Raw genomic sequence first — 14741 nt, forward strand, 5'->3', positions numbered from 1 at the left:
GGTATCGACCAACCTGTAATCATTATAGTTACAGGTTATAAAAATAACAACCGTTTTCCTCATGCAATGATGCATACTGTGATTTTCAAATATAAATTTTAGCAAAAAACATTTGTAGATTATTCCTATATTCAGCACTAATACTAAATTCTCAAATTACAGCAGGTGAACTTATTGAAGGCGGAGAAACTAATGTCATGTACAATGTTCTTCAACTCTACGGTTTGTATAGCCGTAGTTCATTACATTATGTAGGAGCGGGATTCATATGTTAATAAAGCCAAAGAGATTACAGCCTGGAGATATCGTAGCGACAGTAAGTCCTTCGTGGGGAGGAGCAGGTGATGCTGAAATAAGATGGCGATATGAGCAAGGAGTAAAAAGATTAGAAGAAGTTTTTAGTCTTACGGTTATCCCAATGCCAAATAGCTTAAAAGGTAGCGAATACCTTTATAACAATCCAGAGGCTCGTGCGGAAGATATAATGACAGCATTTAAAGATACACGTGTGAAAGCAATTATCGCGAATATTGGCGGTGAAGATAGCATCCGGTTACTTCCCTATATAGATTTTAATGTGATACGCGAAAACCCGAAAATTTTTATGGGGTACTCTGACGTTACTATTACACATTTATTTTGTCATAAAGCAGGGCTTTCCTCTTTATACGGTCCAGCAATTCTGACCGATTTTGCCGAAAATGTAGAAATGGATCCATACACAATTGAAATGGTAAATCGTACCCTCTTTTCAAATGAAACGATTGGCGAGATTCAACCAGCTCATGAATGGACAAGTGAGCATTTAGAATGGATTGAAATAAATAAGGATACAAGACGTACGATGCAGCAAAATAATGGATATGAGGTACTTCAAGGCTCTACCACTGTACAGGGGCGCTTAATTGGTGGTTGTATTGAAGTATTGGAATTTGCAAAAGGAACGGAACTTTGGCCTGAGAAAAAACATTGGGAGAATAGTATTCTCTTCTTTGAAACTTCTGAAGATCATCCAGAACCAAGTTATATAAAGTATTGGTTGCGAAATTATGCAGCGCAAGGCATTCTGCAAAAAGCAAAAGGTATCATTTTTGGTAAACCGAAAGATGAACAATATTATGAAGAATATAAACATGAAATACTGCAGGTTATGAAGGAACATCATTTAGAAGATTTGCCGATCCTTTATAATTTAAATTTCGGCCATACTGAACCGAAGTTTATTTTACCTTACGGTGCGATGGCGGAAATTGATTGTGAAAATGTATCTTTTTCTATTTTAGAGAGTGGCGTGGAATGAAGTGTAACTTTAATCAGTGGGGGGTCCATTCACATCGCTATCAAGCTAACATTTTGAAGTACTCCCAAAACAAAAATTTATTCTTTTCATAGGTAACCAAGGACATTTAGTTTATTTTTTCGTTTTAGGGAACAATTAATTTCTTAAGTTGATAGCGATGTGGCGCTATCCCAAAATATAAAAATCTCCTTCAAAAAAGAAAGGCGCCTACGCACCTTTCTTTTTTAACTCACTTGTACTCTCTTCAGCATCCAAAATCCCTTCGGAATCACTTTAATACATCATTGTACGGATCTAATTGCTTTTTAGAAAAGTAATGGATTGTCTCCTTACTTTTCAGTAACATATTTCCTTTTATAATTAAAAAAAATGATATTATAGTTTTTCAATTCTCATATAAAGTCTATTGACTGTTTATATCTTTCTCTATATTCTTTAACAACATTTCCAACCTATCCCTAGTAACTTGATTAAAATGTGGATTTAATTCCTTTATTATGAATTCAAGTAACTCATAGCTTATGTATTCACCCAATTCCAGTGAATATTGTTCAGCTAAAAAAGACTTTAATTTTTTAGAGATATCAATCTTATCCTTTTTACTAATTTTTATCTCCATTCGATAACAAACCCCTCTTAGATTAATCTGAAAAGCTAATTAAAATAACTTTTTATTACCTGAGAACTGGTCACTGTTGCATATCTTTTTTTGAAGTATCTCTGTTTTATATATTACACAGCACAATATATAAAACAAAGCCCAAATACAGAATTTTTTACCTTTTCCACCTTTTTTAGGAATTCCAAATAAAATTAACTTTTTCATATTATTAAATTTTTTCTATAAATTTTTCATACCTTCTACCTTTTTGGCACTTTCGTTACCGTAAGTTGCAATTTTCCTCATTTTTAAAATAATACAACCTAGACTCAATGCAAAAAGTGCAAATATCCCAAAAGTAACAGTTATAGTATTTAATGATAGACTCCAGCTAATTAAGAAAGATACTAGTGCCCCCCCCCTAAACTGGCCGATGCGATAAATAGACTAGTCACTTGATCAATATTATTTTCCATAATACGGGAATCTATGATTAATGTTATTGGAAAAACACCCGCTATGACTAAACCAATAATGAAGATGACAAACAAATACATACCTGTACCTCGAACAAAGGGAAATAGAGATAAAAGAATCACTAATGTAAAGCAACTAGATGTAATATATGTCCAATAATTAAATTTATGGGCTAGCTTACCTACAAGTATTCTTCCTATAACTATTGCTAGCCAAAAACAAGATATACTTACTGAACTGATTAATTCATTCTCAGTAAGAATCATTATTGTAGATAAAAAATTTGCAAGATTAGTTTCTATGCCTGCATATAAAAATGCAAAAAGTGAAATGAATAATATAACTGTAATCTTTTAAATTTTAGAGTAAATGAGGAAAGGGATGCTCCTCCCTTTCCATTATTTTGAGGAGAAAAATTTAGAAATTTTGTACGTCCAAAGATGTACTAAACAAATAGTGTAAAAATAAAGAATAGTAATATCCCATAAAGAATAAAATACCATTCATAAAATTTTATAATATAATTAACTAGTAACGGAAACCCTAGCGTCCCAACCCCAAACCATACTTCGAGAATGCTAAATTTAGCAGCACTATTCCTTTCTGCTGAAATAATAAAGGAACCCACCGTAGTTTCTAACAAACCCCTAATACAAAGCAAATAACAGTTAAATATGCCCATTCTTTAATATATATAAAACCTCCTAGAACGATGGACATTACTAAAACACCTAATGTTATTGTTTTAAAATAATGATACTTTCTTACTAGTATGGGTGAACTTAGAACACCAAATAAAAAAAACGTAAATTGAAAAAATATTAAAACGCCTAATTGATCAGGGGTTCTTCCATAATATTGTATGAATGAAGGAATTAAACTACCTATGCAAACATGTATTATTCCTACAATAAAATAAAACAAGCAACCATATCTAGTCCTTTATCCGGACAAAAAAATCGATCCAGTCAAAACTTTAAAACTTATAGTTTACCTGTAGGTACCAAAGAATTGAAATGGGTTATTGTGCCTTCAGAAAAAGATCATCCTTCTACTATCTCTTTCAATGTAATGATTGATGTTCCCCTAGGTACTGATTCTATTCGTTGGAAAAATATTTCACATGAATCTAGGACTGAAGCTTACACAAATACCAAATATTATATCGCAAGTCCAATTGGTGCCACTAGCAAATTCACTGTGCAAATTTATGCTATTACAAATTAGAAAATAAAGAATCCCAATGGAGTACCATTAGGATTCTTTTTCGATTTCATTTCGTAAACAATAGATGGAGATTAAATTTATTTGCAAATCATTTAAACCATTTGAGAATTTATATTTTGAACGGCCGTTTATTTCCAAAGAAAAATCCAAAAATATTAACTACATTTTCCTGCTTATCATTTACTCAAAACTGGCTTCCAAAGCGATAGGGCAAAAATCCAATTTGTGTCACCATTGCCTTGATAACCTTGAACTGCTTTATACACTTTCCTCTCATATACTACTCTATCACCTTTAGTATATGCTTTTCTCGCATCCCATTTTTCATATGTGGAATCCTCTGCCTTTGTTGTTACATCCAATACATCACTTCTACTAGATTCATTTCCAGCTAAATCAACCGCTGTTACTACATATTTATACGATGTATTAGCCTTCAATTCCTTATCCATAAAGTTAGACTCTTTATTTTAATACTAGTAGAATCATTTCGTTCATAGAGACTATCTTCAATTAATATTAAAAGCTACTTTCTGGTTGCTGTTGTCCATCTTCACCTATACAATTAGTTTGTAAGAACCCTCCTCTTAAGGAAGGCCCTATCTTTTATCAGAAGTAGAATTCAATTTAATACTTAGGGCAAACATTTTATCGCAGACACTATCAAAGGTACATTGCATCATTTAACAAATATTTTAATCCTACCGCTAGACTTACAATAAGTATAGACAAATATCAATTTCCGCACCAATACTATTGATAAAACCAATAGTATGTTGATCAAAACATAAAGAAGGGACTTCATTATTTTCTATTTTTACAACAACAGATAATTTGCATTTTAGATTATGTTTACTTTGCATATTAATTATTTCATTTTTTTTATGTTCCAATATGGAAATTAACTTTTTTACAACCTCTTCTGCATTAAGAGATTCTTCATACCCTGTTTCAATACTCCAGTTTGTTTCTTCCCGAATAAATAACGAATTACCTCTAATAAACTCACCTTTTTTATAAGTCATCGTTGGTTCTAAATTAAATTGTTTAGTTAGCTCTTCTGGATTAAATATTTCTCCGAAAATGGCTAGTTCTACATTTATTAATGTACTCAAATTATTTAACACATCCCTATTAATATTTGAAGTAAAGGATAATAAATTTTATCCTTTACTTCATACTTATAATTCATTATAACTAAAAATCTAAAGTCATTTTTTCACAAATGACTTTAGATTTTTTTATTTTATAAATGAATCAGTTGGTATCGGAGTTCCTTTTCCACCTTTTAGGTAAATCCAAAGTCTTCCTGTTTTCTTATCCACATAGATATCATATTTTGAAATACTAACACTTCTACCCAAGTAGTCTCTTTTTAATTCGTGAGCATCAATACCTTTTCTTTTAAGGAATTTATCATCAACCTTATTTATACTCTTGGGAACCTGTTTCATTGCTGAAGTTACTGCTTGTTTTCCATACTTTTTTATTGCATATTGTATACCATATCTAGCCACAGCCGCTACTACTACAGGCCAAATAGAAGCACTTGCTTTTAGGGTATTAACTTCATATTCTTTTCCTGTTTCTTGATCAACGAATGTAGCTATAAAGTCATTTCCTTCAACTTCTTGTACATAAACATCAAAGTTTTGTTGGGTTTCTTCACCATTTTCATCAACCGTCTTACCGAATACAGTAATTCCCCCTGTTTCAAGGTTCATGTCGATATCTGTTGAAACTGATAAATCTGTTGTGTCTAAAGTTGTATTAACTACGACCTTTTCGTCTGTTTCTTTTTCTATATTAATCTTTAATTCATTTGAAACTTCAATTCCTAATTCTTTATTTACTTCAGATTCCACTTTACTTACATCAACGGAAGTTACTTTATCTTGTATTCCTGTATCTGCTTTTACATATTGTATATTAGGAAGTAAAGTAAGTAACATAGAAAACACTAATATTTTAACAATTACGTTTTTCGTTAATCGATCTCCTCTTTCAATCTATCATTATTAATCCAGAACCATATTCAGAATCATATCCTTTTTCACCTAGATCTTTAGTTTTATCATTTAAATAAGCTTTAATATTCTGACTATTGAAAATTATATCTTTTTGTGCTAATAGGACTGCTACAGTACCCGTAACATACGCAGTAGCAAAAGAGGTACCACTATAATATGAATAGTCACCTTTATTATCAGTAGTTAAGATATTTATTCCGGGAGCTGCATAATCTATTTTCCCTTTTGCAGATACACCAGATCGTTTTAAATTTTCTTTTATTGCTGAAACAGATATTACATTTTCATATTTAGCTGGATAATCAACTGATAATCCTAATGTATTTCCTGAAGCTGCAACAATTATGATTTCCTTGTCTAATGCTTCATCTATAGCTTCTTTTAATTTCGGATTATCTGATTGTACACCGAAACTAATATTCATTATTTTCACATTTTCTTGAATGCACCATTGTATAATGAAAACGATAGCTCAATTCACCCTTGGTATACTTATCTTTAAGTATCAAAGATACCAACTCTTTAAACATAGGTTTTATATCGATTTTTCTAATTCCATTCGAAGCAACTATTTCATATGATAATAAAGGATTGGAAGAATTATTGATATCAATCGCTTGCTCCAACTCAATAGCAGCCTGTCCTTCATATTGGACTGTTTCACGGACACCCAATAGTGCTGAAACAGCATCAAAAAGCCTTCCCATACTTGAAGTAAGAGGAGAATTAATTCCTTTTTGAATCATTTTTATAAGTACATCTAGTTCAAAACTATTTCGCTCTGAAATTATCTTTATTGGTAATTCTTTGACTTGTTCACCATATATTTGCGTCAATATTCCTAAAGCAATTCTATACGGTTCTTTAACAGCTTTATCACCGCCTGGCAGCTGAAAGTAATCGATATATGCCGCTCTTTGATAATTAAGAAAATCACCGATTAAAAACTCTCCACCCCAAATATTCCCATCATCACCATAACCCGTACCATCTAAAATAACTCCTAAAACAGGACCATCTAATTGATTATCAACCATACAAGAAGCCATGTGGGCATGATGATGCTGAACCTGTACAACTGGTAAAACTTTTTGATCAAATGCATATTTTGTACTATAAAAATCAGGATGAAGATCACTTGCAATTACAGAAGGACTAATTTCAAAGATTTTTTGTAAGTGAGCTATAGTATTTTTAAACGATTCATAAATTTTATAGTTTTTTAAATCACCAATACGATGACTAATAAAAGCTTTTTCGTCTTTAGTTAGGCAAATCGTATTCTTTAATTCTGCTCCTAAAGCAAGTACATTAGTTGATCCTTCTTTAAAATCAATTGGGTTTGGTACATAACCTCTAGCGCGACGAATTATTTGTAGTTTTATTACTTCATCATCTAAATCAATACCCCTAACAATAGAGTCATCTACTCTAGTGAATATCTCCCTATTGTGTACTAAATAATAATCTGCAATTCCCTTTAGCTGCTCAATTGCATCTCCATCTTTATATACAATAGGTTCATCAGAAACATTGGCGCTCGTAGCTATTAATGCAATAAAATTCCCTCTTAAAATAAGATGATGAAGTGGTGTATAGGCTAACATTACCCCATAATTATTATTATTTGGTGCAACATCTAAAGAAATAAACTCATTATCCTTTTTGTTCAATAACACAATTGGTCGTTCTTTAGAAACTAATAAAGTTTCTTCATTTTTTGTTATTTCAGCAAAATTTTTCACATCATCTAATTGAGATGACATTAAAGCAAAAGGTTTTTCATCCCGTTTTTTTCTTTTTCTTAATTCTTTTACAGCTTCATGATTCATTGGATCTACAACTAAGTGATATCCACCTAACCCTTTAATAGCTAGGATTTTCCCCTTTTTCAACAAATCAATTGTTTTTTCTATTGGATTATCAGTGGAGACATTTGTACCATCTGTTGTTTTCAATTGAACTTGTGGTCCACATTTCCAGCAAGCATTTGGTTGGGCATGGAATCTCCGATCCAATATGTCTTTGTATTCTTTATCACACTCTTTGCACATAGGAAATTTGGCCATTGTAGTATATGGTCTATCATAAGGAATATCTTTTATTATTGAATATCTAGGTCCACAATTTGTACAATTAATAAATGGATAACGAAACCTTCTATTCGTTGGATCAAATAATTCGTCTAAACATTCATTACATACATAAGTATCAGGAGATATTAAAGTTTGCCTACTACTATGTTTTTGGCTACTCAAAATATCAAAAGAGCTATAACGATTGTTGGATTCTTGTTCCTCTATTAATTTAACCTCTTGCACATAAGCCAATTCTGGGGAATTAAATTCAATATCATGAATAAAATGCGTAATATTATTTTGTTCCCCTTCTACTTCTATAAGCACTCCATTTGAATCATTTAACACCCATCCGTTTAGATGATACTTTTTTGCTATCCTATATACGAAAGGTCTAAAACCAACACCTTGCACAATGCCTTTAACTTGATACTTTTTTATAAACATATTTATTACTTTTTTCATAAATTGTCTCCTAACATAATCGAGGTAATTCTGCCCCATATAATAACTCAATGAGTTTCAATTCACCTGATTTTGCTTCCATGAGCACTTGTCTTTCTTTTGTTTGATTAACTTTACCAATTACCGCAGCTTCTTTACCATATTTAGTATTTTTTAATACCCTCACGACTTCCTCACTTACCTCTGGAGAGACAAACATACAAACATTGCCCTCATTAGCTAGATACATTGGATTAACACCTAACATGTCGGCAGCCATAATAGTTTCTGCTAACATAGGAATATCTCTTTCTTGTATTTTTATTCCAGTATTAATTGTTTCTGAGACTTCATTTAAAACTGTACCTAGCCCGCCTCTTGTAATATCTCGCATACAATGTATAGAATCACCAAAAAGATTTTTCAACTCTGATATCATATGATTTAATGGTGCACAATCACTATTTATTCTCTGTTCAAACCCTAATCCTTCTCTGATAGAAAGGATATGTATACTATGGTTTCCTAGTTGTCCTGTTATAATGATATCGTCACCTTCTTGAATAGAGTTTACCGAAAACGGTGATACATCTCCTTCAAAAACTCCTATTCCAGTTGTATTAATAAAGATTTTTTCTACTTCACCTTTTTTAACAACTTTTGTATCACCAGCAACAATATACACTCCAGCTTCTTTCGCGGTCTCTCTTATAGAATCTAATATTTCTTCCAAATCTTTAATTGGAAAACCCTCTTCTAGTACTAATGCCAATGATAGATAAAGTGGTTTTGCACCACTAACCGCTAAATCATTAACCGTTCCACAAACTGCTACTTTACCTATATTCCCTTCACCAAAAAAGATAGGATCAATAACAAAAGAGTCTGTTGTCATCGCCAATCTTCTACTACTTACCTCAAGAATGGCACTATCCTCCATTTTTCCAAGGTGAACATCTTCTAGTTTTGCAGTAATAATTGAACTAATTAAATCCTGACTCAATAGTCCTCCTGTTCCATGGTCTAAAATTATATTTTCTAAATCTTTAGTTAATTTCATTTATTAAAACTCCTTTTCATTTTTATTTTTGAAAAATAATATCACTTGCTACATAGAACAAGTGATATTACAACGTATTTACTTACGGAATTGCAACTCCATCAAAAGAAATATCTTCATTTTTAGAAATTGAATTGCAGATTTCCTCGATACTCATAATCTTTGCACAATATGAACCTAACCATTTTAAAGCTCGTTCCTTATCTTCAGCCTTCGCTGAAACAACTGCATCTTCTGGTACGATTACATTATAACCACGGAAAAATCCATCCGCTGCAGTTGTTTGGACACAAATTTGAGTTTGCATACCCGTAATAATAATTGTATCTACTCCTAATTTTTTTAAGGTTTCATCAAGATTTGTCTCAAAAAAGCCACTATCCTTATTTTTCTCCATAATAATATCTTTTTCATGAAGAAACTCAGGTAAGATTTCTGCACCTTTAGATCCCTTTGTGACTGGTAAAAAATCACCATATCGTTCAGCTTTCGGATCATCTTCTAAGTTAATTAACTGCAGGTGAATAATAGAAACATCATTTTCTCTCATAGTATCTAAGAAAGACACCATTTTAGGCGTAAACGCCTCCACAGCTGCAATTCTATCCTCATTTTTATTAACCAAATCGTACTGTAAATCATTTGTGAGCACTGCATATTTCATAATAATCCTACCTCCAATTAACTAAGAATTTAATTTTTCTAAAATACAATGTTCATTATTCCATCAGTAGTAAGAATATGTAAAATATTATTTTTTATCTAAATTTTCTAAATAATTTTCTGAAAATTAATACCTAATAGGACTCTATTTCCTATTAGGTATTAATTTAACGCTTTTTATTTTGAATAATCACTCATATGTAATTAAAGTTTTTCACTCTCTGTAAAAAATGATTTATGTTCTACTGGAGAAGAAAGCACTATTAAGGTTGTAGGCTTTCCATACTCTAAGCACAAATTAATATAGTCTTCGAGTGTATGTACAGATTCCGTGACTACCTTTGTTAGATAACTATACATACCGGCAATCCGGTGACATTCAACCACATCTGAATGTTCCATTGCAAACTTTTTATATTTATTGCAATCCCTTGGTTCCATCAAAACAAACGCAGTAATATGTTTTTTTAATTCTTTCGGATTAACAATCGTGCGATAACTTATAATTACCTCTTGTTCTTCTAGTCTTCTAACTCGCTCTGTAACAGAAGGAGAACTCAAACCTACCAGTTTTCCTATTTCAACCATACTTAAACGTGCATTTTCCTGAAGATGAGAAAGAATCTTTAAATCTGTATCATCCATTGCTTGGCCTCCCCTTGATTAATTAAGAAAACACTTAATAATTCTTAAATTCTTTAAGAAAATTATAATTAATACATAAATTATAGCATGTTATCTTTTTTTTAAACTTTATATAATTAATATCAATTAACGAAAGAGAGGCTGAGAATCTTGACACAACAATCATTGAAACGTTCAATTACTTGGGTACAGGGGACCGCATTAACCATCGGAGCTGTGTTAGGTTGTGGAATCCTTATTTTACCTTCAATTACTGCAAATAGCGCTGGACCAGCTTCAATTTTATCTTGGGTTATCATGTCTATATTAGCTTTTCCTATTGTAGCGACTCTAGCGCGTCTTGCTAAAATGATTCCCAGTGCTGGAGGAATTACAGCTTATGTTCAAATGGCATTTAATGCAAATACAAGTGCCATCCTAGGCTGGATTATGTTAGGTTCTATTCCTATTGGAGTACCTATTATTGCTTTAACAGGTGCCCATTATATTGGATATGTTTTTCCAATAAGCAATCTTAGTGTTATAGGAATTGCAGCATTAATTTTAATTACCTCTTTACTCTTACATATAAAAGGGATCGAGCTATCATCAAAAGTTAGTGTGTTTGTAATTTGTATTATTTCACTTTTAATAGTTGTCGCTGTTATCGTTTCTATACCATATGTAAAATTAAGTTCTTTTACACCATTTGTACCAAACGGGTGGTCTTCTGTTGGCGCTTCTTCTGTAATTATCTTTTTCTCATTTGTAGGGTGGGAAATGATAACCCCATTAGCTGAAGAATTTAAAAGGCCCGCTAAGGATATTTCGATTAGTTTATTTTTAGGAGCAATTTGTATCTCCATTATGTACATTGCAATATCTTTTGTAACAATAGGGACCCACTCATATGGTGATAAGGATCAGATAGCTTCCCTTAGTATTCTAATATCAAAAGGATTAGGACCGATAGGTACATATATAACAACTATTTTAGCAATTTTCATTTCGTTTAGTGCTGTACATGCTAACATTGCAGGTTTTTCAAGAATGATTTACGCTCAAGCTAGAGAAGGACATTTCCCTTCCTTCTTTGCTAAGTTACACTCTCAATTTCAAACTCCAACTAGGGTATTACTAGTTCTAGGAGGCATTTTTAGTTGTATTTTAATTTTTTACGGTATGGCACGACCAAATTTAGAAATGCTTCTTAAAGGTCCTAGTGTAATATTTATTACTTCATATATTTTTACAATGCTAGCTGCTCTTAAATTATTAAAAGTGCGTGATATAGGTTGGTGGATGGCCTTCCTATCTCTAATTATATGTATTATTGTATACTCATTTAGTGGTTGGGCTATTTTCTATCCAGTTATCTTATCAGTTATTGGTTGGATTTATATAGTTATGAATAAGAAGTATAGTACTATAACCAATCATTCAATAAATACATCAAATGAAAATTAGGTTCTACTCCTATAAACTAATACCACAACTTATATACTGTTATTAACACTATCCAAGTTGGAAGAAGTACAGTTTCAGCTGACTTATAACTAGGTCAAAGTAATTTAATAAAATATGAATGATTAATAGAATTTATTTTTCAACTTTCAAATAACAACCCTTTTTTATAACGTATCTCTGCAAAGAAATGTTATAAAAAAGGGTGATTGATTATGTGCAGACCCTCTTTCACCTTACTTCACATATACATAAGCTTCATTTGCAATTACAAAGTAGGTTTTATCCTTATTGTTGTGTATTTTAACAGTATAAATATAGGTTCTCGTGCAGCTTTTTTAAACTATAATAAACTCCGAAAAACCAACTAAGGAGCATAATAGATAAGATATGTTAAAGAAAAGTAGTTTGAAAAAGATAATATGTCTGAAATTCTAAAGGAACGTGGTATTCCAATTTATCCAACAATCATTATGCACTAAGTTCGTAAATATGAAAATTTTATCCGTTACTTTTGAAAAACAACAAAGCAAAAATACCTTTTTATCTTTATACTCAACATATTCTTTCCCCTCCACTACCGCTACCACTGCAAATTCATCATTTAAAACCAATGAACCCACATGTTTGCATTAACCACTCCACCTATAGTGATATATTTTATGCTACCTAGCCTTATCTCCCCTTCATAACTTCTTTTTCAAGTTGATTCCTACATGTAAACATCGCAATAATCTTTGTGCGATTTTTTTCATCAGGTTCTAATTGTTCAATGCTTACGTCACAACGAATGGTTACTATTAATTGGTGACTTTCTATTAAATGAAAATCGCCTCTTATAGAGCGCAGTTTTACTTATGTTCATTCTTATGCAAATTCTGAAGCATATTCTTCGTATGTCTTGAATGTATTAAGCAATCGAGCTGATTCAATCATGATTTCGTTCGATGAATCAGTTACACAAATGACAATAAATCGATTATCATCTCTATCTCCAAACAACCCTTCTGATTCAAGTTCCATTAACACATTTAACGTTTCTTTCAACAGTGTATGTACTCGTATGTTAAAGTCATCTTCGACGATATTATGATATTTCTTAATAATTTTGTTCACTTCATCAAACGTTCCAAAATCGTTCCATTCGCTCCACTCAACAGCTCCGTATCTATAATAATTGTATAAAGGGTCCGATTTATTAACTTTGATTAGTCTTTCTTTATTTGCCACTGGTCCAATGCTATTGACACAATCGTCTGTTAATATGGAGTACCCGTATATTGTGTCAACACCGCATCTTGTTAAAAGTTCGTTATAATGACAACGAATTGCATTTTTCAATTCAACATAAAAACTTTTTTGCAGCTGCATTTTCATCGTATTTCCTCCATTTTTTTTGTAGCGACCTGTTGTTACATATTTCAATCTTAATATTAAAATCAACATTAAACGTTTACTGAGCCAAAATAAGAAAAACCGAAACTAAAAATCATTTCGGTTTTTCTAACTAAAGAAGTCTATTTATTTTAAAGAATGAACAAACAACCCACTACGCAGTTTCGGTTCAAACCACGTTGATTTCGGCGGCATGACTTCTCCGGCATCTGCGATTGCTAATAAATCTTCCATAGATGTCGGATATAATGCGAATGCTGCTTTGTATTCGCCGCTGTTCACAAGGCGTTCTAGTTCTTCTAATCCGCGGATTCCTCCGACAAAATCGATACGTGAATCAGAACGCGGATCATGTATTTCAAGCACTTGGCTTAATAAATGATCTTGCAGGATAGATACATCTAAACCTCTAACAAGATCATTCGCATCAAACGTTTCCTCTTTCACTGTGAGCTTATACCACTTCTCATTTACATACATACCAAATGATTTGGGCTCATTTGGTTTATACGGAGAAACAGTTGCTTCTTCTACATAAAAGTACTGCGTAATTTGATTTAAAAACTGTTCCTCTGATAAGCCATTTAAATCTTTCACAACTCGGTTATAGTCCCAAATCGATAATTCATCATGAGCTCGAATTCAACCGATAAGAAGAAATTAAATTCCTCTTCTCCTGTGTAATTTGGATATTGTTCTCTTCGCATAAGTCCTACTTTTGCAGCTGATGCAGAACGGTGATGCCCATCTGCAATATAAAGATTAGGAATATCTTCAAATGCGTTTACTAAAGTCGTAATTACATCTTCATCTGCAATCTTCCACGCAACATGCTTAACACCGTCTTCTGCTGTAAATGTATAAATTGGCGCATGCTCTTCTTTCCAGCTTCTAATTAAATGCTTTACTTCATCTTTTGTACGGTACGTTAAAAAAATCGGACCTGTATTTGCGTCACACACATCTACGTGGCGAATACGATCTAGCTCTTTTTCATGACGTGTTCTTTCATGTTTTTTAATTGTATCATCTTCATACTCATCAATAGATGTACAAACGACAAGGCCTGACTGCGTTCTTCCTTGCATCGTCAGTTCATAAATATATAGCGCTGGCTCTTCATCTTGTATGAACACTTCTTCTCGTATAAATTGCTTTAAATTGTCTCCCGCTTTTTCATACACGCGATCATCATACGGTGACAGTTCAGGATCTAAATCAATTTCTGCTTTATCAACATGCAAGAAAGAATATGGATTCCCTTTTACAACTTCCCTTGCCTCTTCACTATTTAATACGTCATACGGTAAAGCTGCCACTTGTGCCGCTTTTTCCTCTACTGGACGAATGGCCCGAAACGGTCGTATTTTTGCCACAT

At 32.3% G+C, this 14741-nt stretch carries 12 protein-coding genes and 6 pseudogenes; 3 read left to right on the plus strand and 15 right to left on the minus strand.

The window, feature by feature from the left end; genetic code table 11:
* Positions 1–268 precede the first annotated feature (268 nt).
* Positions 269–1300, plus strand: a complete 1032-nt coding sequence (locus BC_RS16145) for a S66 family peptidase (protein WP_000905873.1) — start codon at positions 269–271, stop codon at positions 1298–1300.
* A gap of 268 nt (positions 1301–1568) precedes the next feature.
* Here the strand turns inward: BC_RS16145 and BC_RS16150 are convergent.
* The 4 genes and pseudogenes from BC_RS16150 to BC_RS16165 all read right to left on the minus strand — a co-directional run.
* Positions 1569–1679 (minus strand): annotated as a pseudogene (locus BC_RS16150) (HXXEE domain-containing protein); the annotation flags it as partial.
* Between the two features lie 24 nt (positions 1680–1703).
* Positions 1704–1919 (minus strand): DUF2164 family protein, encoded by a 216-nt coding sequence (locus BC_RS16155; protein WP_000403243.1) that lies wholly within the window; start codon positions 1917–1919, stop codon positions 1704–1706.
* 39 nt (positions 1920–1958) lie between these two features.
* Positions 1959–2126 (minus strand): hypothetical protein, encoded by a 168-nt coding sequence (locus BC_RS16160; protein WP_164928333.1) that lies wholly within the window; start codon positions 2124–2126, stop codon positions 1959–1961.
* Between the two features lie 15 nt (positions 2127–2141).
* Positions 2142–3266, minus strand: a pseudogene (locus tag BC_RS16165) (MFS transporter).
* A gap of 36 nt (positions 3267–3302) precedes the next feature.
* Between BC_RS16165 and BC_RS16170 the strand changes: the two are divergent.
* A pseudogene (locus tag BC_RS16170) lies at positions 3303–3605 on the plus strand (hypothetical protein); the annotation flags it as partial.
* A gap of 176 nt (positions 3606–3781) precedes the next feature.
* Here BC_RS16170 and BC_RS16175 read toward each other — a convergent pair.
* The 8 genes and pseudogenes from BC_RS16175 to BC_RS16210 form a co-directional block, all read right to left on the minus strand.
* A pseudogene (locus BC_RS16175) lies at positions 3782–4066 on the minus strand (carbohydrate-binding protein); the annotation flags it as partial.
* A gap of 252 nt (positions 4067–4318) precedes the next feature.
* Positions 4319–4720 carry a DUF4279 domain-containing protein gene (locus tag BC_RS16180; RefSeq protein ID WP_000105603.1) on the minus strand — a complete coding sequence of 134 codons (402 nt, stop codon included), beginning with the start codon at positions 4718–4720 and terminating at the stop codon, positions 4319–4321.
* Between the two features lie 126 nt (positions 4721–4846).
* On the minus strand, positions 4847–5614 hold the full coding sequence (locus tag BC_RS16185) for an SAR2788 family putative toxin (RefSeq protein WP_227944855.1): 768 nt from the start codon (positions 5612–5614) through the stop codon (positions 4847–4849).
* Positions 5610–6059 (minus strand): S8 family serine peptidase, encoded by a 450-nt coding sequence (locus tag BC_RS16190; RefSeq protein ID WP_232288814.1) that lies wholly within the window; start codon positions 6057–6059, stop codon positions 5610–5612. The genes BC_RS16185 and BC_RS16190 overlap by 5 nt, the downstream gene beginning before the upstream one ends.
* Positions 6049–8178, minus strand: coding sequence for a carbamoyltransferase HypF (gene hypF, locus BC_RS16195; RefSeq protein WP_002195710.1), 2130 nt, complete (start codon positions 8176–8178; stop codon positions 6049–6051). The genes BC_RS16190 and hypF overlap by 11 nt, the downstream gene beginning before the upstream one ends.
* A 10-nt stretch (positions 8179–8188) precedes the next feature.
* Positions 8189–9217 carry a hydrogenase expression/formation protein HypE gene (gene hypE, locus BC_RS16200; protein ID WP_000778917.1) on the minus strand — a complete coding sequence of 343 codons (1029 nt, stop codon included), beginning with the start codon at positions 9215–9217 and terminating at the stop codon, positions 8189–8191.
* Between the two features lie 82 nt (positions 9218–9299).
* Positions 9300–9881 carry an isochorismatase family cysteine hydrolase gene (locus tag BC_RS16205; RefSeq protein WP_000872526.1) on the minus strand — a complete coding sequence of 194 codons (582 nt, stop codon included), beginning with the start codon at positions 9879–9881 and terminating at the stop codon, positions 9300–9302.
* 203 nt (positions 9882–10084) lie between these two features.
* Positions 10085–10525 carry an Lrp/AsnC family transcriptional regulator gene (locus tag BC_RS16210; RefSeq protein ID WP_000342842.1) on the minus strand — a complete coding sequence of 147 codons (441 nt, stop codon included), beginning with the start codon at positions 10523–10525 and terminating at the stop codon, positions 10085–10087.
* Between the two features lie 150 nt (positions 10526–10675).
* On the opposite strand from BC_RS16210, the gene BC_RS16215 reads away from it, so the two are divergent.
* The gene (locus BC_RS16215) at positions 10676–11971 is read left to right on the plus strand and encodes an APC family permease (RefSeq protein WP_000193978.1); all 1296 of its coding nucleotides are present in this window, start codon (positions 10676–10678) and stop codon (positions 11969–11971) included.
* A gap of 672 nt (positions 11972–12643) precedes the next feature.
* On the opposite strand, the pseudogene BC_RS28080 reads toward BC_RS16215, so the two are convergent.
* The 3 genes and pseudogenes from BC_RS28080 to BC_RS16225 form a co-directional block, all read right to left on the minus strand.
* Positions 12644–12763 (minus strand): annotated as a pseudogene (locus tag BC_RS28080) (enoyl-CoA hydratase); the annotation flags it as partial.
* A 72-nt stretch (positions 12764–12835) separates the two neighbouring features.
* On the minus strand, positions 12836–13345 hold the full coding sequence (locus BC_RS16220; RefSeq protein WP_000783835.1) for a DUF4303 domain-containing protein: 510 nt from the start codon (positions 13343–13345) through the stop codon (positions 12836–12838).
* A gap of 144 nt (positions 13346–13489) precedes the next feature.
* Positions 13490–14739, minus strand: a pseudogene (locus BC_RS16225) (DUF1015 domain-containing protein).
* Positions 14740–14741 lie beyond the last annotated feature (2 nt).

Origin of the sequence: Bacillus cereus ATCC 14579, assembly GCF_000007825.1 — a bacterium.
Taxonomy (GTDB): Bacteria; Bacillota; Bacilli; order Bacillales; family Bacillaceae_G; genus Bacillus_A; species Bacillus_A cereus.